The sequence below is a fragment of the Phenylobacterium sp. genome, from assembly GCF_965229015.1.
Classification (GTDB): Bacteria; Pseudomonadota; Alphaproteobacteria; order Caulobacterales; family Caulobacteraceae; genus Phenylobacterium.
The window spans coordinates 2,855,628-2,877,610 of record NZ_CBDDIM010000001.1; the positions used below are offsets into that span (position 1 = coordinate 2,855,628).

The 21,983-nt window shown below is 70.8% G+C and carries 23 protein-coding genes; 15 read left to right on the top strand and 8 right to left on the bottom strand.

What is annotated here, in order from left to right; genetic code table 11:
• Positions 1–211: 211 nt before the first annotated feature.
• Entirely contained in the window at positions 212–976 is a 765-nt protein-coding gene (locus ACO06I_RS14395) for an SDR family oxidoreductase (protein ID WP_421933248.1), read from the bottom strand.
• A gap of 213 nt (positions 977–1,189) precedes the next feature.
• Between ACO06I_RS14395 and ACO06I_RS14400 the strand changes: the two genes are divergently transcribed.
• The 7 genes from ACO06I_RS14400 to ACO06I_RS14430 all read left to right on the top strand — a co-directional run bounded on the left by ACO06I_RS14400 (position 1,190) and on the right by ACO06I_RS14430 (position 5,672).
• The gene (locus tag ACO06I_RS14400; RefSeq protein WP_421933249.1) at positions 1,190–1,567 is read left to right on the top strand and encodes a VOC family protein; all 378 of its coding nucleotides are present in this window, start codon (positions 1,190–1,192) and stop codon (positions 1,565–1,567) included.
• Between the two features lie 7 nt (positions 1,568–1,574).
• Positions 1,575–2,264: a hypothetical protein gene (locus ACO06I_RS14405; protein ID WP_421933250.1), complete on the top strand. Its 690-nt coding sequence runs from the start codon at positions 1,575–1,577 to the stop codon at positions 2,262–2,264.
• Between the two features lie 27 nt (positions 2,265–2,291).
• Positions 2,292–2,969: an MnmC family methyltransferase gene (locus ACO06I_RS14410; protein WP_421933251.1), complete on the top strand. Its 678-nt coding sequence runs from the start codon at positions 2,292–2,294 to the stop codon at positions 2,967–2,969.
• 33 nt (positions 2,970–3,002) lie between these two features.
• Entirely contained in the window at positions 3,003–3,194 is a 192-nt protein-coding gene (locus ACO06I_RS14415) for a hypothetical protein (RefSeq protein WP_421933252.1), read from the top strand.
• A gap of 316 nt (positions 3,195–3,510) precedes the next feature.
• Entirely contained in the window at positions 3,511–3,840 is a 330-nt protein-coding gene (locus tag ACO06I_RS14420; protein ID WP_421933253.1) for a UrcA family protein, read from the top strand.
• A gap of 416 nt (positions 3,841–4,256) precedes the next feature.
• Positions 4,257–4,586 (top strand): UrcA family protein, encoded by a 330-nt coding sequence (locus ACO06I_RS14425; RefSeq protein WP_421933254.1) that lies wholly within the window; start codon positions 4,257–4,259, stop codon positions 4,584–4,586.
• Between the two features lie 120 nt (positions 4,587–4,706).
• Positions 4,707–5,672 carry an alpha/beta fold hydrolase gene (locus ACO06I_RS14430; protein ID WP_421933255.1) on the top strand — a complete coding sequence of 322 codons (966 nt, stop codon included), beginning with the start codon at positions 4,707–4,709 and terminating at the stop codon, positions 5,670–5,672.
• Here the strand turns inward: ACO06I_RS14430 and ACO06I_RS14435 are convergent, their stop codons facing one another.
• Positions 5,673–6,869 (bottom strand): M20 metallopeptidase family protein, encoded by a 1,197-nt coding sequence (locus ACO06I_RS14435; RefSeq protein ID WP_421933256.1) that lies wholly within the window; start codon positions 6,867–6,869, stop codon positions 5,673–5,675.
• Positions 6,870–6,889: 20 nt separating this feature from the next.
• On the bottom strand, positions 6,890–7,768 hold the full coding sequence (locus tag ACO06I_RS14440) for a LysR substrate-binding domain-containing protein (protein ID WP_421933257.1): 879 nt from the start codon (positions 7,766–7,768) through the stop codon (positions 6,890–6,892).
• 94 nt (positions 7,769–7,862) lie between these two features.
• Between ACO06I_RS14440 and ACO06I_RS14445 the strand changes: the two genes are divergently transcribed.
• The gene (locus ACO06I_RS14445; RefSeq protein WP_421933258.1) at positions 7,863–8,474 is read left to right on the top strand and encodes a pyridoxamine 5'-phosphate oxidase family protein; all 612 of its coding nucleotides are present in this window, start codon (positions 7,863–7,865) and stop codon (positions 8,472–8,474) included.
• A 174-nt stretch (positions 8,475–8,648) separates the two neighbouring features.
• On the opposite strand, the gene ACO06I_RS14450 is transcribed toward ACO06I_RS14445, so the two are convergent.
• On the bottom strand, positions 8,649–9,557 hold the full coding sequence (locus ACO06I_RS14450; protein ID WP_421933259.1) for an aminoglycoside phosphotransferase family protein: 909 nt from the start codon (positions 9,555–9,557) through the stop codon (positions 8,649–8,651).
• A 173-nt stretch (positions 9,558–9,730) separates the two neighbouring features.
• Here ACO06I_RS14450 and ACO06I_RS14455 point away from each other — a divergent pair, with 173 nt between their 5' ends.
• Positions 9,731–10,855: a 3-deoxy-7-phosphoheptulonate synthase gene (locus ACO06I_RS14455; RefSeq protein ID WP_421933260.1), complete on the top strand. Its 1,125-nt coding sequence runs from the start codon at positions 9,731–9,733 to the stop codon at positions 10,853–10,855.
• Positions 10,856–11,094: 239 nt separating this feature from the next.
• On the opposite strand, the gene ACO06I_RS14460 is transcribed toward ACO06I_RS14455, so the two are convergent.
• Both ACO06I_RS14460 and ACO06I_RS14465 read right to left on the bottom strand, forming a co-directional pair.
• On the bottom strand, positions 11,095–11,508 hold the full coding sequence (locus tag ACO06I_RS14460) for an extensin family protein (protein ID WP_421933261.1): 414 nt from the start codon (positions 11,506–11,508) through the stop codon (positions 11,095–11,097).
• Positions 11,475–11,846: a hypothetical protein gene (locus ACO06I_RS14465; RefSeq protein WP_421933262.1), complete on the bottom strand. Its 372-nt coding sequence runs from the start codon at positions 11,844–11,846 to the stop codon at positions 11,475–11,477. The genes ACO06I_RS14460 and ACO06I_RS14465 overlap by 34 nt, the downstream gene beginning before the upstream one ends.
• Before the next feature lie 132 nt (positions 11,847–11,978).
• Between ACO06I_RS14465 and ACO06I_RS14470 the strand changes: the two genes are divergently transcribed.
• The 6 genes from ACO06I_RS14470 to ACO06I_RS14495 all read left to right on the top strand — a co-directional run bounded on the left by ACO06I_RS14470 (position 11,979) and on the right by ACO06I_RS14495 (position 19,639).
• Positions 11,979–13,454, top strand: a complete 1,476-nt coding sequence (locus ACO06I_RS14470; protein ID WP_421933263.1) for a M20 family peptidase — start codon at positions 11,979–11,981, stop codon at positions 13,452–13,454.
• Positions 13,455–13,712: 258 nt separating this feature from the next.
• The gene (locus ACO06I_RS14475) at positions 13,713–14,324 is read left to right on the top strand and encodes an ATP-dependent Clp protease proteolytic subunit (RefSeq protein ID WP_421933264.1); all 612 of its coding nucleotides are present in this window, start codon (positions 13,713–13,715) and stop codon (positions 14,322–14,324) included.
• A 1-nt stretch (position 14,325) separates the two neighbouring features.
• Positions 14,326–15,927 (top strand): alpha-amylase family glycosyl hydrolase, encoded by a 1,602-nt coding sequence (locus tag ACO06I_RS14480; RefSeq protein WP_421933265.1) that lies wholly within the window; start codon positions 14,326–14,328, stop codon positions 15,925–15,927.
• A gap of 17 nt (positions 15,928–15,944) precedes the next feature.
• The gene (locus ACO06I_RS14485) at positions 15,945–17,045 is read left to right on the top strand and encodes a Rieske 2Fe-2S domain-containing protein (protein ID WP_421933266.1); all 1,101 of its coding nucleotides are present in this window, start codon (positions 15,945–15,947) and stop codon (positions 17,043–17,045) included.
• 54 nt (positions 17,046–17,099) lie between these two features.
• Entirely contained in the window at positions 17,100–18,332 is a 1,233-nt protein-coding gene (locus tag ACO06I_RS14490; RefSeq protein ID WP_421933267.1) for a hypothetical protein, read from the top strand.
• Positions 18,329–19,639, top strand: coding sequence for a DUF2272 domain-containing protein (locus tag ACO06I_RS14495; RefSeq protein WP_421933268.1), 1,311 nt, complete (start codon positions 18,329–18,331; stop codon positions 19,637–19,639). The genes ACO06I_RS14490 and ACO06I_RS14495 overlap by 4 nt, the downstream gene beginning before the upstream one ends.
• A gap of 124 nt (positions 19,640–19,763) precedes the next feature.
• Here ACO06I_RS14495 and ACO06I_RS14500 read toward each other — a convergent pair whose 3' ends face one another.
• Positions 19,764–20,741, bottom strand: a complete 978-nt coding sequence (locus tag ACO06I_RS14500) for a hypothetical protein (protein ID WP_421933269.1) — start codon at positions 20,739–20,741, stop codon at positions 19,764–19,766.
• Between the two features lie 138 nt (positions 20,742–20,879).
• Complete coding sequence (locus tag ACO06I_RS14505) at positions 20,880–21,974, bottom strand: L,D-transpeptidase family protein (RefSeq protein ID WP_421933270.1); 1,095 nt, start codon at positions 21,972–21,974, stop codon at positions 20,880–20,882.
• Positions 21,975–21,983 lie beyond the last annotated feature (9 nt).

A 21,983-nucleotide genomic window follows, 5' to 3' on the forward strand; every position in this document is an offset into this window, starting at 1 on the left:
CTCCCAGGCCGCGGGCCGATGTGGGGGAGGTGGCGCGGATCGCAGGCCCGTGCCGGAGGGAGACCGACGTCGTCGACAATCCTTCGGCCCTAAGACAAGGGTCGAAGTCCCCCTCAGGCGCTGCGCGCCAGCTCCCCCAGAGGGGGAGCATCTCGCGACCCTGGCGCCAGCGTTCATGCGCGATAGCCCCGCCCCGATGGGGGCGGCGCCCTCAGCTGGTGGACCCGCCGTCGATGACCACGGTCTGGCCGGTCATCCAGGAGCCGGCCTTCGACGCCAGGAAGACCGCGGCGCCGGCGATGTCGTCGGGTTCGCCCAGGCGACGCAGGGGGGTGCCGGAGCTGGCGCGGGCCTCGCCGGCCGGGGTGTCCCAGAGCGCCTTGGCGAAGTCGGTCTTCACCAGGCCCGGCGCGATGCAGTTGACCCGGATATTGTGGGGCGACAGCTCCTGGGCGAGGTTGCGGGCCAGCTGCATGTCGGCGGCCTTGGAGATGGCGTAGGCGCCGATCACCGAGGTGCCGCGCAGGCCGCCGATGGACGAGATGATGATGATCGCCCCGTCCTTATTGGCCTTCATCTCCTCGGCCGTCATGTTGATCAGCCAGTTGTTGGCGATGATGTTGTTCTCGAGGATCTTGCGGAACTGCTCGTCGGAGATGCCGCTCATCGGCCCGTAATAGGGGTTCGAGGCGGCGTTGCAGACCACGATGTCGATCTTGCCGAAGGCCTTGCGGGTCTCGTCCACCAGGCGCTGGAGATCCTCCTTGGAGGAGATGTTGGCCGGCACGGCGATGGCGGCGCCGGGGTGCTTGGCGTTGATCTCGGCGGCGACCTCCTCGCAGGGGCCGGCCTTGCGCGAGGAGATGGCGACCTTGGCGCCGTGCTCGGCCATGCGCTGGGCGATGGCCTTGCCGATCCCGCGCGAGGACCCGGTGATGACGGCGACCTTGCCCGCCAGATCGAACAGCTCACCCATGAGCGCGACTCCCTTAAAACAGATGTTTGGTTTTATGGGGGGCCATTTGCGGGACGGGGCGACGTTGCGTCAAGGGTTCGGGGGTTGGGTGGCGTGGGCGCAGCCCCCTCCACCGCTTTGTGGTCCCCCGCCACCGCAGGGGAGGAATTGGAGCCGTTGTCAGGGCGCCTGTCCGCCCCCTATGAAGCGTCACAACAGCAAAGGGAGGACAGCATGTTTTCGCACATCATGATCGGGACCAACGACCTGGACCGGGCCAAGGGGTTCTATGACGCCCTGCTGGGGACGCTCGGCGTCCCGCCGGCGATGCAGGATGGGCACCGGATCTTCTACATGACCCCCACCGGCGTGTTCTCGGTCTCCAAGCCGATCAATGGCGAGCCGGCCACGGCGCCCAATGGCGGCACCATCGGCTTCGCCTGCAGTTCCCCCGAACAGGCCGACGCCTGGCACGCGGCGGGCGTGGCGGCCGGCGGGACCAGCATCGAGGATCCCCCGGGCGAGCGGGCCGGCGGCATGGGCAAGCTCTACCTGGCCTATCTGCGCGATCCGGACGGCAACAAGCTGTGCGCCCTGCACCGCATGGGGTGAGGCCGTGATGGGCTGGGCGAGGAAGATCGGCTGGGCCGGCGTCGCCAACGGCGCCGGGCTGGCGCTCTTCGCCCTGCTCTATCTGTGGGCCCAGCCGCCGGGGGCCGTGCTGCTGGCGGCGGGCCTGGCGCCGCCTGTCGCGGCGATCCTGGCGGCGCGGGGCGTTCTGACCCTGGGGCGGCCGACGGACGCGGGCCCCTCGGAGATCGCGCCCCTGCTGTGGCTGGGGCCCTGTTTCGGCCTGGCCTACCGGGCCCAGGCCGACCTCGCCTCCCCGGCCTGGGGGAGCATGCTGCTGGTGGCCCTGGCCCTGGGGGCGGGGGCCGCCCTGCTGGCCTGGCGCGCCGACCGGGGGATGCCGCCGGGCACGGTGGCGAGCGCGGCCGTGGTGCTGAGCGCCGGGATCTGGGGCGGGCTGGCCTTGGCCAACCAGAGGCTGGACCCCGATCCCCCGACCTTCACGGCGGCCGAGATCATCGACCGCCGGCTGGGACCGAGCCGCCAGACCCCCTGGCTGACCCTGCGCACGCGGCAGACCCCGCCGCGGCTGTTCGCCGACATGTGGGTGAGCCAGGACGTCTATGACGCCGCCGCCGTGGGGGGACAGGTGTGCCTGGACGCCCAGGACGGGGCCCTGGGCTGGCCCTATGCGCGGGTCACGCCCTGCGCCCTGGCCCCGGCGCCTCCGGCGCCCTAGACCGCCGTCTCTGCCGGAGAGCGACCCATGATCCCCTGGGAACACCTGGACACCGCCATCGTCCCCGACGGGGGCGGCGAGCTCAAGCTGATGCGGCGGGGCGCCGAATATTCGATCATGGCCGGCGCCATCGAGCTGATGAACAGCCGGCTGAGCGGGTCGGAGCAGGCCCTGGCCACCCTGGTCTGCGACCGGCTGGGGTCCAAGGCCCACATCCTGATCGGCGGCTATGGCATGGGCTTCACCCTGCGCGCGGCCCTGGCGGTGCTGGGGCCGGCGGCGCGGGTGACGGTGGGGGAGCTGGTCCCGGCGGTGGTGGACTGGGCGCGGGGGCCGATGGCGCAGCTGGCGGCCGGCTGCCTGGAGGACCCGCGGGTCACGGTGGCGATCGGCGACGTGGGCGGCCTGATCGCCGCGGCGCGCGGCGCCTATGACGCCATCCTGCTGGACGTGGACAACGGCCCCGAGGGGCTGAGCCGCAAGGCCAATGACCGCCTCTATGACCGGGCGGGCCTGGCGGCGGCGCGCGGGGCGCTGAGGCCCGGCGGCATCCTGGCGGTCTGGTCCTCGGCCCCCAGCGCGGCCTTCAGCCAGCGCCTGCGGCGGGCGGGGTTCTCGGTGGAGGAGGTCAAGGTCCGGGCCGGGGGCGGCAAGCGCGGCGCCCGCCACGTGATCTGGCTGGCCACGGCGCCCGCCTCAACCTAGCGCGGGATACGGGGGGCCGTGGTAGGGTGGCCCATGACCTATCGCATTTCCGCCCGCTATCCCGGCCGCGGGGTGACCTTCACCCTGGCCACCGAAGAAGAAGCCCTCGCCAAGTGCGACGAGCTGGTCGCCGACGGGATCGACTTCGACATGACCGATTCCGAGGGGGTCAGCGTCGACGAGGTCGACCTCGAGGAGCGCATCGAGGCGCGCGGCGAGGGGTAGGAGGCGGCTTCCTTCCGTCCCAACCCCGTCATCCCGGGCGACCGCAGGGAGACCCGGGACCCAGGAGCCCAGCGCGCCGCCCCTGGGTCCCGGCTCTCCGCTTCGCTGCGGCCGGGATGACGGGGACGGCGGACCGCCAACATTACAGCCCGTTAAGTACTGTTACCCGGATGTCATGCATGGATGTTCCGTAACTCTCTTAAATATCTGTCATTACCTGGTATTCACAAGACTTGGTGAGGTTGTCCCCGTATTTCCTCGGTCATCGGCGGCGTGTCGCCGCCCACCACATTGAAGACCTTAGAGGGAACCCACCATGTCCAAGCTCACCAGCAAGATCGCCTCCGTCGCCACGCTCGCCCTGGCCGCCATCCCCATGCTCGCCCTGACCACCGCCGCCCACGCCGCCCCGATGAGCGTGAAGGTGGGCGACCTCTCCTCGGCCGCCGGGGTCGCGGCCTTCGAGCAGCGCATCGACAGGGTCGCCGGCCAGGTCTGCGCCGCCCAGGCCCTGGATGTCGGGACCCGCATGGTCAACACCGACGGCTGCCGCGAGGCGGTCCGCGCCGAGGCCATCGACAAGCTGACGCCCGCCCAGCGCAGCCAGGTCGCCGCCAGCGGCGCCTCGGAACTCGCCGCCCGCTAAGCGATCCTTTCCTCCCCAGTCGGGGATCGCCAGCCTGGAAGCCCGCCCTCACCGGCGGGCTTCTTTGCGTCTGGGATCAAGTTCCTCCCCCGGCGGGGGAGGGGGACCGCGAAGCGGTGGAGGGGGTTCAGACCTTGCCGCCTCCACCGCCCCAGCCCCTCCGTCACGCGCTGGCGCGCGCGCCACCTCCCCCGACACGGCCTGCGGCCTGGGGGAGGAACGGTTACGTCCCGGCGCCGAATGTTACCGGACCTTAAGTAACGTGACGTATTTGTTATTCATGTACTTTCCGTAACATTCTTAAATCTCGGTCATTACCTGAACTTCACGAGACTTCCGAAGATCACGGGTCTATCTCAACAGTCATCGGCGGCGTGTCGCCGCCCACCACATCGAAGACCCAGAGGGAACCCACCATGTCCAAGCTCACCGCCAAGATCGCGTCCATCGCCACCCTGGCCCTGTCGGCCATCCCCATGCTCGCCCTGACCACCGCGGCCCACGCCGCGCCGATGAGCGTGAAGGTGGGCGACCTCTCCTCCGCCGCCGGGGTCGCGGCCTTCGAGCAGCGCCTGGACAAGGTGGCGGGCAAGATGTGCGCCGCCCAGCGCCAGGACGTCGGGACCCGCATGGTCAACACCGACGGCTGCATCGAGGCGGTCCGCGCCGAGGCCATGGACAGCCTGACCCAGTCGCAGCGCAGCCAGGTGGCCGCCTACGGCCGCTCGGAACTCGCCGCTCGCTAGGACGTCCTTCCTCCCCAGCCGGGACGTCACAGCCGAAGAAGCCCGCCCTCCCCGGCGGGCTTTTTTGCGTTTGGCGGACGCCCCGTCACACGCCTAGCTTGGCGGCCCAGGAGAACCGCCATGCCCGAGTTCCGCACCATCGACCTGCCCGACGTCTCCCTGCGCGCGGCGATGCAGGGATCGGGGCCCCTGGTGGTCCTGGTCCACGGCTTTCCGGAGAGCTGGTACAGCTGGCGCCATCAGATCGGGCCGATCGCCGACGCCGGCTTCACCGCCTGCGCCATCGACGTGCGCGGCTATGGCGGCTCGGGCAAGCCCGCGGACATCGCCGCCTACGACATGGAGCACATGGTGGGCGACGTGGCCGCCCTCATCGAGCACCTGACGCCGGGGGAGAAGGCCATCCTGATCGGCCACGACTGGGGGGCGCCCATCGTCTGGAACTCGGCCCTGATCCGGCCTGACCGGGTGCGCGCGGTGGCGGGCCTGTCGGTGCCCTATACCGGGGTCCCCAAGACCAGCTTCATGGAGCTGGTGGACAAGGTCTTCACCCAGCGCGGCAAGTTCTTCTACCAGGCCTGGTTCCAGAACGTCGGACCGGCCGAGGCCGAGCTGGAGGCCGATCCCACCCAGTCGATCCGCAAGTTCTACTACGCCATCAGCGGCGACGCCCCGGACGGAACCTGGCCCAACGACAAGGTCCACGGCCAGAGCCTGCTGGAGGGCCTGGTGGATCCCGATCCCTTCCCCGCCTGGCTGAGCGACGAGGACATCGCCTATTACGCCGGCCAGTTCGCCGAGTCGGGCTTCCGGGGGCCGCTGAACCGCTACCGCAACCACCAGCGGGACTTCGAGTACCTGTCGAGGTTCGAGGGCCGCAAGATCGAGCAGCCCAGCCTGTTCATCGGCGGCGAGCGCGACCTGGTGCTGTCCATGCTGGGCCGGGGCAACCTGCTGGAGATCATGGGCGAGGAGATGACCGACCTGCGGGGCGCCGACATCCTGGAGGGCTGCGGCCACTGGACCCAGCAGGAACGGCCGGCGCAGGTGAACGAACGCCTGCTGGCCTGGCTGAAGGGGCTGTAGTCAGCGCACGCTGGCCAGGTACTGCTCGGCGATGGCGGCGTGGAGGGCGACGCCGTGGGCCATGGCGTCCTCGTCCATCAGCATGCGGTTGGAGTGGCAGGAGTGGGCGTGGGCGGGCTTCACCTCGGGCGGGGCGACCCCCAGGAAGACCATGCAGCCGGGCAGGCGCTGGAGGACATAGGACCAGTCCTCGGCGCCCATGACGGGGCTGGGCATGTCGCGGAAGCCCTTCTCCCCCAGCAGGTCCTGGGTCACGGCCTTCACGCGGGCGACGAAGGCTGCGTCGTTCATCGTCACCGGATAGCCGGCGGTGATGACCGCCTCGCCCACCATCTCGTGGGCCTCGGCGATCTTGGAGACGATGCGGTGGATGCCCTCGTGGGCGCGGATCCGGGCGCGTTCGGAGAAGGAGCGCAGGGTGCCCAGCATGTGGGCGCTCTCGGGGATGACGTTGTGGGTGGTGCCGGCCTCGATCTTGGCGATGGTCAGGACCACGGGGTCGAAGGCGTCGATGCGGCGGGCGACGAAGGCCTGCAGGGCCATGACGATCTCGGCGGCCACGGGGATCGGGTCGCGGGCGAGGTGGGGCGTGGAGGCGTGGCCGCCCTGGCCCTTCAGGGTGATGGCCACCTGGTCGGGCGAGGCCATGAAGGCGCCGGGCTTGGACGCGATCACCCCGGACGGGATGTTGGGGCTGACATGGATGGCGAAGGCCGCGCTCGGCATGGGCGCCAGGTCCAGCAGGCCGTCCTCGATCATGTGGCGGGCGCCGAAGTCGCCCTCCTCCCCCGGCTGGAACATGAACTTCACCGTCCCGCCCAGGCGCTCGCGGTGGGCGTGCATCAGGTGGACGGCCGAGACCAGCATGGCGGTGTGGGCGTCGTGGCCGCAGGCGTGCATGGCGCCGGGGACCCGGGACTGGAAGGAGAGGCCGGTGTCCTCGTCCATGGGCAGGGCGTCCATGTCGCCGCGCAGCAGGATGGTGGAGCCCTGCGGATCGCCCTTGAGGGTGACGATCAGGCCGGAATTGGAGGTTCCCTGGACGATCTCCACGTCCAGGCCCTGGAGGGCGGCCCGGACGGCGGCGGTGGTGCGGGGCAGGTCCAGGCCCAGCTCCGGATGCTGGTGCAGGTCGCGCCGGAAGGCCACGGTCTTGGCCTGCAGGGCGCGGGCGTCTTCGAGCCAGGGGGTGGTCATGGCGGGCCTCCGGAAAGGCGCTAGGCTGTCACAAGCGCGCCGGTGAGCCAATCGACGAACTGCCTGGCCGAGGCGGTCATGGGCCGCTCGCCGGACGGGATGGCCACCAGACCCTGGGGGAATTCCGCGAAGCCGCAGGGCGCCCGCAGCCGGCCGTCGGCCAGCTCGGCGGCGATCAGCCGCCGCTCCACCAGGGCGACGCCGAGGCCGGTGATGGCGGCCTCGATGCAGAGATGGGTGTGGGGGAAGCTCAGCTCGCTGGCGCCGGTGACCGCGCGGCCGGTGGCCGCGGCCCACTGGTCCCAGGCGCTGGAGGTGTGGTCGTGGGCGATGCGGCTGGGAACCGCGATCTCGCGGCCCAGGACCGCGTCCATGGGATAGGCCGGGGCGCAGACCGGGCCGAAGGCGACGGGCGCCAGGGGGATGGCGCGGGCCTGGTCGGCGGCGGGGAAGCCCCGCCAGTCCCAGGCGATCACCAGGTCGGCGCCCTCGTCGCGCATCTCGCGGGCCGAAGTCATGGAGAGCCGCACCCGGACCTCCGGATGGGCGGCGTAGAAGCCGGCCAGGCGCGGGGCCAGCCAGCGGGTGGCGAAGGTGGCGCTGCAGGCGACGTGGACGCTGGGGCCGCGGGCCTCGTCGCGGACGCGCCGCCAGCCCTGCTCCAGGCGGTCCAGGGCCTCGGCCACCACGGCGTGGAGGGCCAGGCCCTGGGCGTTCAGGCGCAGGCCCGCTCCGGCCTTGTCGAAGAGGGGGGCGCCGAGATGGTCCTGCAGGCTGCGGATCTGGCGGCTCACCGCGCCGTGGGTGCGGCCGAGCTCCTCGGCGGCCCGGGTCACCGAGCCGAGGCGCGCGGCGGCGTCGAAGGCCCGCAGGGCCGAGAGGGGCGGAAGCTGGCGCATCTGTGAGCTTTCCTCACCGATCTGGCCGCCGTAGTCAATTTTCAACCGGGCCTGATTGGGGCAGGCTTGGGGACCTGGTGATGAAAGCTCACACATGCCCGCCCTGACCACGATCGAAGACCTGGAGGCCCTGTACGGCCAGCCCGGCCCCGCCTCGACCCTCAAGGAACTGGACCACCTGAACGCCGAGTACCGGGCGGTGATCGAGGCCTCGCCCTTCTGCGCGCTGGCGACCGTGGGGCCGGAGGGATTGGACTGCTCGCCGCGCGGGGACGCGGGCGAGGTGGTGCGGATCGCCGATGACCGCACCCTGCTGCTGCCCGACCGGCGGGGCAATAACCGCGCCGATTCCCTGAGGAACATCGTCCGCGACCCCCGCGTGGCCCTGCTGTTCCTGATCCCGGGGTCAGGCTCGACGCTGCGGGTGAACGGGCGGGCGGAACTGCGCACGGACGCGGATCTGCTGGAGGCCTTCCGCATGGAGGGCAAGGCGCCGAGATGCGTGGTGGTGATCACCCTCGAGACCGTGTTCTTCCAGTGCGCCCGGGCGGTGATCCGCGCCGACCTGTGGAATCCGGCCAAGCACGTCGATCCGGCGCGCCTGCCCAGCGCCGGGCGGATGCTGGCCGCGGCGAGCTCGGGGGCGCAGGGCGGCGACCAGTACGACGCCGAGTGGCCGGCGCGGGCGGCGGCGAGCATGTGGTGAGGGGCGAGGGCCTAACCCCCTCCGTCTCGGCTTCGCCGATCCACCTCCCCCGAACCGCGCTTCGCGCTGGGGGAGGAACTTGGCGCTCCCTATTCCTCCCCCAGGCCGAAGGCCGTTCCGGGGGAGGTGGCGCGCGTCGAAGATGCGTGACGGAGGGGGCTCGGGCCTACCGGCTCAGTCCCCCGCTTCAATCGCCGCGAAGGTCTTCGCCCCCATCGCCGCGAGGCGCGGGTCGTTGACGCGGCCGGCGTCCACCAGGACCACGGCGTAGTTCACCGCCCAGCCGGCGGCGCGGAGCCAGGTGGCGTCGCTGGCCCCGTAGGCGGCCATGGCGGCGTGGCGGGAGGCCAGGTCGGGCAGCAGCATCCAGAGGCTCGACAGATCGGTGGCGGGATCGCCGCGGCACATGTCGCCCCAGTCGATGACGGCGGTCATCACGCCGTCCTGCGTCAGGACGTTGCGGGCGTGGGGGTCGCCGTGCAGCCAGGTGGCCTCGACATCGAGGGGCGCGGCCAGGGCGCGGTCCCAGACCTCGCGGATGCGCGGGGTGATCAGATCGGTCTCGGCGGCCAGCCGCGCCATGCGCGGGGCGACATAGCTGACCCGCTCCCTCAGGGGCAAACCGCGTCCCATGTTGAGGGGCGCGTCGTCAGGGGCGGGTCGATGCACCGCCTTCAGGAAGCGCGCCAGGACCGGGGCCTGGTCGGCGCGCAGCGGATCGAGGTCGGCGGGGCCGCCGGGCATCCAGGGCAGCACGCTCCAGGGCCACGGATAGCCCTCGCCCGCCACCCCCAGCCGCAGTGGCGCCGGAACCGGCAGGGGCAAGCCGCCCCGGGCCACCTCCGGCAGCCAGCGCTGCTCGTTCTGCAGCAGTTCCACCCCCACCAGCCGGCGTGGCATCCGCACGGCCATGTCGTCGCCGAGCCGGAACATGTCGTTGTCCCAGCCGGAGGCCACGAGGCGGATCGGCAGGTGGGCGAGGTCGGGATGCTGGGCGGTCAGCAGGGCGCGCACCAGGTCCGGCGTGATGTCGATCTCCGCGGGCGGCGCGCCGACATGCGGGTTGCGGTAGGCGACGCTCACCGGGGTGACTCCGTGGAAAAGCTGGTGTATCGCGGTTTCTGTCATGACGCGCACCGCCGCCCAAGCCTGGTATTTTAGCTTTCCGACGCCCCTGGCGGAGGAAGGACTTGGCTTGACGTGACACCGTCCTAGACAAGCGCCCACCCACCGCCAGTCACCCTGGCGGTTTTTTTATGCCCGCCCCGGTGACCTCCCCGCTTCAGGAGTTCCCCATGCCCGGCACCGACGACCTTCGTATCCGCAGCCTCACCGAGCTCAGCCCGCCGTCCCAGGTGATGGCCGAGTTCGTCCGCACGCCCGCCGCCAGCGTGACGGTGACCGCCGCCCGCCACGCCCTGCACCGCATCCTGCACGGCCAGGACGACCGGCTGGCCGTGGTGATCGGCCCCTGCTCGATCCACGATCCGGAGGCGGCCATGGACTATGCCGGCCGCCTGCTGAAGGAACGCCAGCGGTTCGGGGGCGAGCTGGAGATCCTGATGCGGGTCTATTTCGAAAAGCCCCGGACCACGGTCGGCTGGAAGGGGCTGATCAACGATCCGGACCTGGACGGCACCTTCAAGATCAATGAGGGGCTGCGGCTGGCGCGGGGCCTGCTGCTGGACATCAACGACATGGGCCTGCCGGCGGCGGTGGAGTTCCTGGACGTGATCACCCCCCAGTACCTGGCCGACCTGGTGGGCTGGGGCGCGATCGGGGCGCGGACCACCGAGAGCCAGATCCACCGCGAGATGGCCTCGGGACTCTCCTGTCCCGTGGGTTTCAAGAACGGCACCGGCGGCGACGTGAAGATCGCCGTGGACGCCTGCAAGGCGGCCAGCCAGCCGCACCATTTCCTGGCGGTGAGCAAGGACGGCCGCTCGTCCATCGCCGCCACCACCGGAAACGAGGACTGCCACGTGGTGCTGCGGGGCGGGACGGCGACCAACTATGACGCCGCCAGCGTCGAGGCCGCCGCCAAGGTGATCGAGGCCTCGGGCCTGCGCCCGGCGATCATGATCGACGCCAGCCACGCCAACTCGTCGAAGGACCCCGCCAACCAGCCCAAGGTGATGGACGACGTGGCCCGCCAGCTGGCGGCCGGCGAGCGCCGCATCGTGGGCGTGATGGTGGAGAGCCACATCGAGGCCGGCCGCCAGGACCTGGTTCCCGGGCGCCCCCTCGTCTACGGCCAGAGCATCACCGACGGCTGCATCGACTGGGATACGTCGGTCGCCGTGCTGGAGCGCCTGGCCGAGGGCGTGCGCGCGCGTCGGCGGGTGACGGCGACCGGGGTGAAGGACGGGGTGATGGCGTGAACCAACTCGCCTCCCGCTTGCGGGAGAGGGTCGGTGAGGGCCCTTTCTGAAGGGCCGTTGTCACTGCGGCGTCGAGACGCGCAGCCCTGCTGCGCGCGCCCTCACCCTGCCCTCTCCCCCTGAAGGAGGCGAGGGTTAGGCCCGACTCCGATTCGGACTCGGTTCGTTCCCCATGGGTTCCATCCGTTAACCATGGTGAATTTTGTGTTAATGCCCGTTTGTTCCGCGAGCGGAGGGCGTCACTGGCAAAGGGGCGAGCCGCCCATGTCCAGATGGAAGTGGTTGGCGTGCTGGGCGTTGTAGTCTGGGGACAGGACGGTGATGAAGACGCGGCAGCCGCCGTCGCGGACCCGGTGCAGGAACTGGCCCTTCGGGCCCGGATCGTTCCAGTCCTTCAGCACACTGATCACCTCGCCATTGGCCAGCTTGAAGCCGGCGACATCGAGGGCGTTGGCGCTGGCGTGCTCGCTGATGGGGCCCTCGGCCTGGCCGTAGATGCGGCGGCAGGAATAGGAGCCGTAGTTGTCGATGGCGGTGACCGCCTCCCCCAGCACCTCGAAGGCGGCGGGCTGCACCACCTGGCGCTCCCAGATGGAGACGGCCAGCGCCTCCTTGCAGGTCAGGGAGACGTCGGCGGGTCGCAGGGGCGCCATGCCGCCGGTGAAGCGGATGGCGTCGGGGACGTTGCAGGCGCCGTCGGCCGAGGCCTCCTTACCTCCTTGAAGGCGAGGCCGCCGTGGGTGAGGACGGCGCGGCAGGCGGCGGGGTCCTCGCCGGTGCGGGCGGCCTTGGCCTTGGTGGCGACGCCGACCGGGTCGATGACGCTGAGCGGCTTCCAGGGCAGGTGTTCCGGCGGGACGGTGCGCTCGGCCAGCAGGGCCATGATCCCCACCACCGCCCAGATCAGCACCAGGCCGACGATCCGCGCCAGCAGGGTCTGGTGGCGGGCGTGTTTCTCGATGTGCGGGTGACGGGGCGCGCGGTAGGCCATGCCGGACTAACGGTGACGCTTCAGCATGGTTTCATCGCCCGGGGCCGTGGTCGGTCGCGGCGAGCATAGCACAGCTCTTCCCTCCCCTTGCGAGAACGGCCTAGGGTCCAGGCTTCCTTGGGGGGAATGGCGATGAAGACCTTGGCGAAGATCGGCCTCGGACTGGGCGGGGCCCTTGTGGCGCTGGTGGGCGTGGTGGCGGTGCGGACGGCCACCTTCAAGACGCCGGCCGCCGCGGACCTGACAGGCGTCAAGCTGGCGCCAGCGGTGCGGGTGGACCGGTCGCTGGCGGCCCAGCACCTGTCCCAGGCGATCCAGATCCAGACCGTCAGCCACCAGGACGCCGCCGAGGACCAACCCGCCGAATGGGACCGGCTGCACGCCTGGCTCCAGGCCACCTATCCCAAGGCCCACGCCGCCATGACCCGCGAGGTCGTGGCCGACCGCACCCTGATCTACACCTGGACAGGGACCGATCCGAGCCTCGCCCCCATCATCCTGATGGCCCACCAGGACGTGGTGCCGGTGACCTCGGGCACCGAGGCCGACTGGAAGCATCCGCCCTTCGCCGGAGAGATCGCCGACGGCGCGGTCTGGGGCCGGGGCGCCGTGGACGACAAGGGCTCCCTGGTGACCCTGTTCGAGGGCGCGGAGATCCTGGCGGCCCAGGGGTTCAAGCCCCGGCGCACGGTGATGATCGTCTCCAGCCACGACGAGGAGGTGCGCGGCCAGGGCGCCCGGGCCGCCGCCGCCCTGCTGCGGGCCCGCGGGATCAAAGCCGAGTTCGTGCTCGACGAGGGCCAGGCGATCATCTCCGACAACCCCATCACCGGCGGGCCGGTGGCCCTGATCGGCATCGCCGAGAAGGGCTACGCCACCCTGAAGGTCACCGCGCGCGCGCCCGGCGGCCACTCCTCCTCGCCGCCCAAGGACGGCGGCGGGGTGGTGACGCTCGCCAAGGCCGTGGCGGCCATCGGCGACCATCCCTTCCCGATGAAGTTTTCCGGCCCCGGCGCGGCCATGCTGACGGCGCTGGCCCCCTCGGGCCCGCTGCCGATCCGCATGGCGGTGGCCAACGCCTGGCTGTTCTCGCCGCTGATCGTGGCCCAGACGGCGGCGACCCCGGCCGGCGCGGCCCTGCTGCACACCACCATCGCCCCTACCATGCTGAAGGGCAGCCCCAAGGAGAACGTCCTGCCGCAGGACGCCACGGCCTGGATCAACTACCGCATCGCGCCCGGCGACAGCTCGGCCAAGGTGATGGCCCACACCAAGGCCGCGGTCGGCGACCTGGCCGTCGACATGGTCTGGACCAAGACCCCGGACGAGCCCTCGCCGGTCTCCTCCACCACCTCCCTGGGCTGGACCACCATCGCCGCGGTGGCCGGCGACCTGGCCAGGGCGCCGGTGGCGCCGGGCCTGGTGACGGCAGGCACCGACAGCCGCTACCTCGCCCCGGTGGCCAAGGACGTCTACCGCTTCCAGCCGATGACCTTCTCCCTGGCCGACACGACCATGATCCATGGGACCAACGAGCACCTGTCCCTGGAGAACCTGGAACAGTGCGTGCAGTTCTACGCCCGCCTGATCGCGACGGCGGCGCGGTAAACAGCAGCGGTGTCATCCCGGAAAGCCCGCAGGGCTTGTCCGGGACCCATAGGCGCGGGGCGTACAGGAGGGATCGGTGCTTCTGGGTCCCGGTCTTCCGCGTGCCGCGGAAACCGGGATGACACGGAGGGGCGCTTCGCCGCGACGGCACGTCCGGCCATTTCGCCCGATAAAACAGCCGATCTTAACCCTGCAGACCTTGCGATCCGCTGCGGCGCAACGCACGTTCCGTCCAACTTGAGACCTGGAGACTTTCGAATGCGCAATTGGCGGTTGGACGAAGACGACGAGGGCGAAGACGGCGCCCGCAAGCCCGACATGCCGATGACGGCGGGTCCCGTGCAGAGCGGCCTCTACAAGGCCCGCACGGTGCTGGTCTTCGGGGAGATCGACATGCGGCTGGCCGAGCGGGTCACCGCCCAGCTGCTGGCCCTGTCCAACGAGAGCGACGCCGACATCCGGGTGATCGTCAATTCGCCCGGCGGCCACGTCGAGAGCGGCGACACCATCCACGACATGATCACCTTCTGCGGCCCCAAGGTGAAGATGATCGGCACCGGCTGGGTCGCCAGCGCCGGCGCCCACATCTATCTCGGCGCGCCGAAGGAAAACCGGATGTGCCTGCCCAACACCCGCTTCCTGCTGCACCAGCCCTCGGGCGGCGTGCGCGGCCAGGCCTCGGACATCGAGATCGAGGCCGAGGAGATCGTGAAGATGCGCGAGCGGGTCAACCGCATGATCGCGCGCGAGACCGGCCAGCCCTACGAGAAGGTGGTCAAGGACACGATCCGGAACTTCTGGATGGGGGCCGAGGCCGCCAAGGAATACGGCATCGTGTCGCGCATCATCAGCCGCGCGGACGAGGCCTAAGGTGTCGGCCGCGCCCTGGTGGAAGGGCGCGGTCGTCTACCACATCTATGTCCGGAGTTTCTTCGACTCCGACGGCGACGGCCACGGCGACCTGAAGGGCGTCGCGGCCAAGCTGGACTATATCGAGAGCCTGGGGGTGGACGCCATCTGGCTCTCCCCGGTGCATCCCTCCCCCAACCGCGACTGGGGCTATGACGTCTCCGACTTCGAGGGCGTGCATCCCGACTACGGCTCGATGGCCGACCTCGAGGCCCTGACAGCCGCCGCCCACGGGCGGGGGATCAAGGTCATGCTGGACGAGGTGCTGTCCCATACCTCCGACGAGCACGCCTGGTTCGCCGCCAGCCGCGACGGGGGGCCCGATGGTCCGAAGGCGTCCTGGTACGTCTGGGCCGATCCGGCCGACGACGGCACGGCGCCCAACAACTGGCTCTCGGTGTTCGGCGGCCCGGCCTGGGCCTACCAGCCGGCCCGGCGGCAGCACTATCACCACAAGTTCCTGCGCCAGCAGCCCAAGCTGAACTGGCGCAATCCCGACGCCAAGGAGGCCGCCATCTCGGTGCTGGACTTCTGGCTGGCCAAGGGGATCGACGGTTTCCGCCTGGATGTGGCCGGCACCTTCCTGCACGACGACACCCTCACCGATAACCCCGCCGTGCCTGCGGCGCAGCGGACCCGCCACCACTGGGCCCACGCCAGCGAGATGCAGGTCCATTTGAACGACTCCAACCTGCCGGAGAACATCCCCCTGCTGGACGAGATCCGCGCCCGGGTGGACCGTCACGGCGACCGCTTCGTGTTCGGGGAGTTCTCGGAGGAGGAGGAGCGCTGCGGCGCCTATTGCACGCCGGACGACGGGCTGCACTCGGCTTACACCTTCGTCCTGCTGCACGCGCGCAAGCTCAATCCGCAGATCTTCCGCGACCATTTCGAGACCCTGGCCCGCCATCCCGGCCACTGGCCCTGCATCAGCTTCTGCAACCACGACATCATGCGCACCGCCACCCGGTTCGGCGGCGGCGAGGCTGTCGCGCGATTGATGCTGGCGCTCCTGCTGTCGTTGAAGGGGACGACGCTGCTGTATCAGGGCGAGGAGCTCGGCCTGCCCGAGGCCCAGAGCCTGACCCGCACCGAGATCCGCGATCCGGTGGGCGACCTCTACTGGCCGATCTCCAAGGGCCGGGACGGCTCGCGCACGCCGATGCCCTGGGCGCCCGGGGACAATCTCGGCTTCTCCCGCGCCAAGCCTTGGCTGCCCAGCGCCCCGGAGCACCGCGACCTGACCGTGGCGGCCCAGGCGGCCGACGCCAATTCGACCCTGGCGCTCTCCAAGGCCCTGATCGCCCTGCGCAAGGGCTCGGCGGCGCTCACCCGCGGCGAGATCGAGATGGCGCCCGCCGAGGGCCCTGTGCTGGCCTTCACCCGGACCCTGGGGGACGAACAGGTGCTGTGCCTGTTCAACATGGGGCCCGAGGCCGCCGTCTTCGCCCAGGCCGGGCTGACGGGGGAGGCGGTTCCCCTGCCCGGTTTGATCCAGGCCAAGGTGGAGGACGGCAAGGTGGCGCTTGCTGCCCACGGCGTGGCCTTCATCCGCCGGCCCTGAACCGCTACAAGGACCCCATGCCCGACGACGCCCCGGCCCGCAGCTCCTCCGCCGACGCCAAGTTCGGGCGCGGCTTCCTGGCCGACATCTGGTACTTCGCCGCCCTGTCGAGCGACCTGAAGCGCGGCAAGCTGCAGCGCTACGAACTGCTCGGCGAGCCGGTGCTGCTGTACCGCGACCGGGCCGGCGTCGCCCACGCCATCAAGGACATCTGCCCGCACCGGGCCGCGCCGCTGTCGGCCGGGACCCTCACCACCGAGGCCGACGGGCGCGAGGTGGTGGCCTGCCCCTATCACGGCTGGCGGTTCGGCGGCGACGGGGCCTGCACGGCCATCCCCTCCCTGGTGGCCGAACAGGCGATGGAGACCGGGCGCATCCGGGTGCGCAGCTATCCGGTGGCCGAGAGCCAGGGCCTGGTCTTCGTCTGGATCAGCTCCGATCCGCGCTTCGAGGGCGAGCCGCCGGAAGGCCCGCCGGTCTTCCCCGGCGTGGTGGGGGGCAAGCCCAAGCTCGTCGACCGCATGGAGTTCGACGCCCATATCGACCACGCGGTGGTGGGGCTTATGGACCCGGCCCACGGCCCCTATGTGCATCAGCAGTGGTGGTGGCGCTCGGCCAAGAGCCAGCACGACAAGGCCAAGAGGTTCGAGCCCCGCGAGCAGGGCTTCGCCATGGTCCGCCACGAGCCCTCCAAGAACAGCCGCGCCTATGTGGTGCTCGGCGGCGAGCCCCTGACCGAGATCACCTTCCGCATCCCCGGCATGCGCTGGGAGCACGTGACGGTGGGCAAGCATCAGGTGCTGTCGCTCACCTGCCTGACGCCGCTGTCGGAGACCAAGACCCGCATCACCCAGATCGTCTGGTCGGATCATCCGGCCTTCTTCTTCCTCAAGCCCTTCGTGGCCTGGGGGGCGCGGATCTTCCTGCGTCAGGACGGCGACATGGTGAACCTGCAGAACGAGGGCCTGCGCTACGACCCGGCCCTGCTGTGGATCGACGACGCCGACCGTCAGGCCAAGTGGTACCAGCAGCTCAAGCGCGAATGGACCGCCAGCCGCAAGGAGGGCCGCCCGTTCCGCAATCCCGTCGAGGCCGCCGTCCTGAAGTGGCGCAGCTGAGGCGTTGACCTAACGCCGTTCGCGCGCGACGCTCTACCCTAGGGGGAGCGATCAATGGCGTGGGGCCGCTCGACACATCTGATCATCGCTCTGGGCGTCTGGCTCGCCTGGGCCGCGCCGGCCGCCGCGGGCGTGCTGATCCGGGCGCCCAGCTATGTGAACCTCAGCGCCCAGGCCCGCACCTGGCGGCTGACCGACTCCAACTGGGGCTTCATCAGCCCGCTGTCCCAGGCCGTGGCGTCGGAGCTGGAGAAGTGCCGCAAGGTCGATCCGGCGGTGATCACCCCGCTGCAGATGTCCCCCAACCGGCTGGACAAGTCCTCGGCCGAGGCGCTCTCGGCCCTGCGCGCCTGCCGCAAGCGCTGGTTCGAGAAATCGACGCCGCCGGGCGCCGCCGACGAGAAGCTGTGGCTGAAGATCATGAAGCGGCCCCTGCCCTCGCCGCTCGACCGCGCCAAGGTGATCGCCTTCGGCGCCGCCCCCCTGACGCCGGACTATGACCGCACCCTGTGGGACTGGGACCGGGGCTCGGGCTTCACCAGCGCCGACCCGGACTCCATCTTCAGCTGGGGGCCCTACAAGGCCACCGCCGGCCACGGCTGCACCTTCCAGCGGGTGCTGTCGGTGCTGACGGCCAGTCCCGTCACCGGCCCCATGGTGCGCGAGGCCTTCGCCGAGGAGGGGCCTCTGCTGGACCAGTTGATCGACCAATCGAGCCCCGACTGGTGCGCCAGGGCGCCGGGGATCCTGAAGCCGGTGTTCGACGATTCCGAGCGGCGCGAGACCTTCCGCATCATCTTCGCCAAGCTGGCGGGGCGCCCGGAGATCCGGGCCGGCTATGACGGCTATTTCCTGGGCCCCGACGGCTATCTGGGCCGCCGCATCGCCCGCCACTACGACCTCTACGCCCGGGCGGGTCTCAAGCCCACCAAGATGGACTTCGCCTATTTCCTGGACCGGTCGCTGGACTATCCGCCCCTGACCGAGGCCCAGGTCGCCAGCCTGGCCGACACGGTGCGCGCCGGCCACATGACCAACTGGCAGGCCCGCCGGTTGATCGCCAACGTGACCCCCTTCACCTCGCCCGGCTCGCGCAGCTACCAGATCGGCCGCGACGCTGTCTATTTCGTCGACGCGCTCGGCCAGGAGGGGCTGGACGAGACCGAGCGCACCTCCTGGATCAAGAACAGCCGGCTGAAGGCCTCCGATGTGGGCCTGACCGAGGAGCCCTACGCCCCGCCCTGCGACGTGGTCTTCCTGCCCGGCTGCCCCGGAGCCCCGCCATGAGAGCCCTGCTTCTGGCCGGGGCGCTGGCCACCTGCGTGGCCGTCGCCCCGCCGCCGGCCCACGCCGCCGGTTACAGCATCGACCGCACCGAGCTGAAGGCCGCCTGCCTGGCGGCCGCCGCCAAGCCGCCGCCGCCCATCGGCGCCGAGATCGCCCGGGTGGCCACCGACCAGTGGGCCAAGTTCGGCTATGGCCGGGTCAAGGAGACCGCCGCCGACGCGGTGATCGAGAAGCAGGGGGACGGGGCGCTGGCCGGCTCGCTGTCCTGGGACGCGGTCTGGCAGTTCTGGGCCTTCACCGGCTACGACAACATGCTGACCTTCCCCTACGAGGTGGTGCTCAACGGGGCCTCCCCGCAGATCCTGAAGGCCAACAGCAAGGCCAATATCGAGGCCGCCAACGCCAAGTTCGGGGTGGGCACGCCCCCGGCCCGCGCCATCGCCGGGGCCATCAAGCGTTCCAGCACCTCGTCCCTGCCCTGGTCGGCGGTGTTCGTCTCCTCGGTGATGAAGCGGGCGGGGCTGACCACCGACCAGTTCCGCTCGGCCGCGGCCCACGCCGGCTACATCCAGGCCGCCATCGACGCCTATGGCTTCGGCCGCAGCGCCTACGCCTACCTGCCCTGCGATCCCAGCTGGATCGAGCCGCGGGTGGGGGACGTGATCTGCTATTCGCGCAACGCCAGCCCGGTGCGCTCCTTCCCCCAGGTCCTGGCCGGGGTGGAGGGCGTCTCGGCCAAGCGCGGCCAGTACGCCTATGAGAGCCACTGCGACATCGTCAGCCAGGTGGCCCGGGCGCCCCGCCACATCGTCCATTCCATCGGCGGCAATGTCGGCGACACGGTCACCAAGACCGAGCGGGCGCTGGCCGGCGGGCCCATCACCACCGGGCGACCCATCGCCTGGATCGCGGTCCTGGTCCTGAAGCCCGAGCCGGGCGCCGCGCCGCCGCCGCCGCCGCCGCCTGCGCCTGAACCCGCGCCGCCGCCCGCGCCGCCACCGCCCGCGCCCACGCCACCCACGCCAGAGCCCACGCCACCTGCGCCCACGCCTGTTCCTCCAGTCCCGGCCCCCGAGCCGCCGCCGCCCGCACCGGTTCCACCCGCCCCGGAGCCGCCGCCGCCCACGCCTGAACCGCCGGCGCCCGCCCCCGCGCCGAGCCCGCCGCCCGCTCCCCAGCCTCCGCCACCGGAGCCGGCCCCCATAGCCGCGCCCACGCCGGAGCCGCCGCCCGCGGTCGATCCCGCAAAGCCCGACGAGCCGGACGAGCCGGCCGACGAGTCAGCGCCTGCGCCGGCGCCGACCTAGATGCAGATTTCCGGGATGGGCGGCGTGTCGCGCTCCGCCCCCAGTCCAAACATCGTCATCCCGGACGGCCGATAGGCCGATCCGGGACCCAAGGGGATTGAATGCAGCCCCTGGGTCGTGGCCCCTAGGCCACCTTGCGCGGCGCGGCGGCGGGGGCGGGATCGGTGAGGCGCAGGTCGTCGATGCGGATAGGGGCGAAGCCGCGGGTGGAGTCCCAGTCCAGCCGGCCGCCGAGGGCGGTGACGGTGGAGACCGGCTCCAGCCGGGTCAGGTCCATCCGCGTCAGGGCCGCGTGGGGCAGACGGACATAGAGCACCGGATGCTGTTCGAACTCGCCGCCCTGGCGCTGGGCCAGGTGGCAGCGGGTGATCACCTCCACCTCGTCGCCGCCCACCACCGACAGGACCTCGGTCCCGATGCGCAGGGAGATGGAGCAGACATTGGAGATGTGCAGCTCCTGGAGATTGGCGAAGGGCACGGGGATATAGCCGGCGCGCTCGCCGTCGATGGCCACCACCGCCTCGTCGGGCAGGGCGTCGAACTCCAGGGCGTCGATATAGACGATGAACCGGCCGGGCCCGGGCTGGACGACGGCGAAGCCCTCCAGGGCCGGGGTGATGGCGTCGAGGTCGAGGTTGATCCTCAGCGTCTGCTCGATGGCCGAGAGGTCGCGGGCCAGCACGCTGGCGGCCAGGTTGACGTCGAGATTGTGCGCCTCGGCGGCGCGCTTGCCGCGGTTGTAGAGGTCGGCGTCCTCCTTGGCGGCGGTCAGCACCGCCTCGGCCAGGGCCCGCCGGCGGTCGGCGCCCAAACCAAACAAGGCGTCGATGATCCCCGGCTCGTAGCGGGCCAGCTTCTTGCGGGCGATCTGTTCCTTGGTGTGGGTGCGGGGCGCCGGCTCCACCAGGCCGCGGGCGGCGATCTCGGTCCAGTTCTTGCGGGCGTACTTGATGCAGTGGGCCCGGGTCAGGCGTTCGATGAGCTTGTCATAGGCCGCGGCGGCCGCGGCGGTGGTTTCGGGCTTCTTCGCGCGGGCGGCCACGCGTTCCTTGCGCTCGCGCTCCCGCAGCGTGCGCTTGGTCGCCCGGTCGATCCGGTTCATCGTCGCGATTACGGTCTTCGCCGTTTCCCCTGACATTTCTCCGCTCCGAGACTCTTCGTCACACCCATTTTGGGGTTCCCGAGAAGTAACCCTGTTTTCTGACCGGCAAGTTAAAATCGACCCAGGGGATTGATCCCGCTACGTTTTTCCCGCCTTGGTTTCAGACCCCATAAACACCACCTTCGCGCCTTTTTTGACCGCCGCGCCAAGTTCCTGGGCGTCCCAGTTGGTGAGCCGGACGCAGCCGTGGCTGTCGGTCTTGCCGATGTGGTTGGGATCGGGGCCGCCGTGGATACCGTAGGTGTCCTTGGTGAGGTCGATCCACATGGAGCCCACCGGATTGTTGGGGCCGGCGGCGATGGTGAACTTGCCCTTCTTGCCGTCGCCGAAGGTCAGGCGCTTGGGGTCGTAGATCCAGGTGGGGTTGGGAGCGATGGTGCGCACCGCCCACTCGCCGGAGGGCGCGGGCCGCTCGGCCGAGCCCACCGAGGCCGGATAGACCGCCAGCAGCACGTCGCCCTCGCCATAGGCGCGCACCTCGCGCTCGGCCTTGTCCACCTCGATGCGGGCGACTTGTCCGCCCAGGGTGTCGGAGCCCGGGGCCACCACCAGGATGGAGGTCCCGGCCACGGCGAAGTCGGCGTCGGGGTTGAGGGCCTTGAGCAGCTTCTCGTCCATGTGGAACCGCTCGGCGAACATCTCGGCGGGGCTGGCGTAGCCCAGGTGGTCGAGCTTGGCCTGGTCCTCGCTCTTGACCGGTACGGCCACGAAGGGTCCCGTCAGGTCCTCGGCGGTGATCACGTAGTCGGCGGTGACCGGGGCGGCGCCGGCGATCAGGGCGTCCCAGGTGGCCAGGTCCAGCTCGCCGGTGTCGGGGAGGCCCTTGGCCTTCTGGAAGGCCGAGACCGCCTGGCGCAGGTTCTCCCCCTTGGCGCCGTCGATGACCCCAGGGGACAGGTGCGCGCGGTCCAGCAGCACCTGGGCCCGGATCAGGGCGGGCTTGAGCAGGGCCGGGTCCTTGACCTCCGCCCCCGGCAGGACGGCGGCGTCGATGGCCTGACCCTGGGCGGTGGCCGAGCCGGTGGCGGGGACGGCCAGGGGCGCGGTGGCGACCGGTTGGAGCGCCGGGACGGTCTGCGCGTTCGCCTCCTTGGCCGCGCGCCCGCCCGGCGGCGGTTCGGAGCAGGCGGCGAGCGCGAAGGTCAGGACAAGGATCGATGCAGACCAGTTCATCAGTGGACC

Bases quoted from the DNA above. Each gene is read 5' to 3' on its own strand.
- ACO06I_RS14395 (WP_421933248.1), bottom strand. From the start codon at position 976: ATGGGTGAGCTGTTCGATCTGGCGGGCAAGGTCGCCGTCATCACCGGG.
- ACO06I_RS14400 (WP_421933249.1), top strand. From the start codon at position 1,190: ATGTTTTCGCACATCATGATCGGGACCAACGACCTGGACCGGGCCAAG.
- ACO06I_RS14405 (WP_421933250.1), top strand. From the start codon at position 1,575: ATGGGCTGGGCGAGGAAGATCGGCTGGGCCGGCGTCGCCAACGGCGCC.
- ACO06I_RS14410 (WP_421933251.1), top strand. From the start codon at position 2,292: ATGATCCCCTGGGAACACCTGGACACCGCCATCGTCCCCGACGGGGGC.
- ACO06I_RS14415 (WP_421933252.1), top strand. From the start codon at position 3,003: ATGACCTATCGCATTTCCGCCCGCTATCCCGGCCGCGGGGTGACCTTC.
- ACO06I_RS14420 (WP_421933253.1), top strand. From the start codon at position 3,511: ATGTCCAAGCTCACCAGCAAGATCGCCTCCGTCGCCACGCTCGCCCTG.
- ACO06I_RS14425 (WP_421933254.1), top strand. From the start codon at position 4,257: ATGTCCAAGCTCACCGCCAAGATCGCGTCCATCGCCACCCTGGCCCTG.
- ACO06I_RS14430 (WP_421933255.1), top strand. From the start codon at position 4,707: ATGCCCGAGTTCCGCACCATCGACCTGCCCGACGTCTCCCTGCGCGCG.
- ACO06I_RS14435 (WP_421933256.1), bottom strand. From the start codon at position 6,869: ATGACCACCCCCTGGCTCGAAGACGCCCGCGCCCTGCAGGCCAAGACC.
- ACO06I_RS14440 (WP_421933257.1), bottom strand. From the start codon at position 7,768: ATGCGCCAGCTTCCGCCCCTCTCGGCCCTGCGGGCCTTCGACGCCGCC.
- ACO06I_RS14445 (WP_421933258.1), top strand. From the start codon at position 7,863: ATGCCCGCCCTGACCACGATCGAAGACCTGGAGGCCCTGTACGGCCAG.
- ACO06I_RS14455 (WP_421933260.1), top strand. From the start codon at position 9,731: ATGCCCGCCCCGGTGACCTCCCCGCTTCAGGAGTTCCCCATGCCCGGC.
- ACO06I_RS14460 (WP_421933261.1), bottom strand. From the start codon at position 11,508: ATGGCGCCCCTGCGACCCGCCGACGTCTCCCTGACCTGCAAGGAGGCG.
- ACO06I_RS14465 (WP_421933262.1), bottom strand. From the start codon at position 11,846: ATGGCCTACCGCGCGCCCCGTCACCCGCACATCGAGAAACACGCCCGC.
- ACO06I_RS14470 (WP_421933263.1), top strand. From the start codon at position 11,979: ATGAAGACCTTGGCGAAGATCGGCCTCGGACTGGGCGGGGCCCTTGTG.
- ACO06I_RS14475 (WP_421933264.1), top strand. From the start codon at position 13,713: ATGCGCAATTGGCGGTTGGACGAAGACGACGAGGGCGAAGACGGCGCC.
- ACO06I_RS14485 (WP_421933266.1), top strand. From the start codon at position 15,945: ATGCCCGACGACGCCCCGGCCCGCAGCTCCTCCGCCGACGCCAAGTTC.
- ACO06I_RS14490 (WP_421933267.1), top strand. From the start codon at position 17,100: ATGGCGTGGGGCCGCTCGACACATCTGATCATCGCTCTGGGCGTCTGG.
- ACO06I_RS14495 (WP_421933268.1), top strand. From the start codon at position 18,329: ATGAGAGCCCTGCTTCTGGCCGGGGCGCTGGCCACCTGCGTGGCCGTC.
- ACO06I_RS14500 (WP_421933269.1), bottom strand. From the start codon at position 20,741: ATGAACCGGATCGACCGGGCGACCAAGCGCACGCTGCGGGAGCGCGAG.
- ACO06I_RS14505 (WP_421933270.1), bottom strand. From the start codon at position 21,974: ATGAACTGGTCTGCATCGATCCTTGTCCTGACCTTCGCGCTCGCCGCC.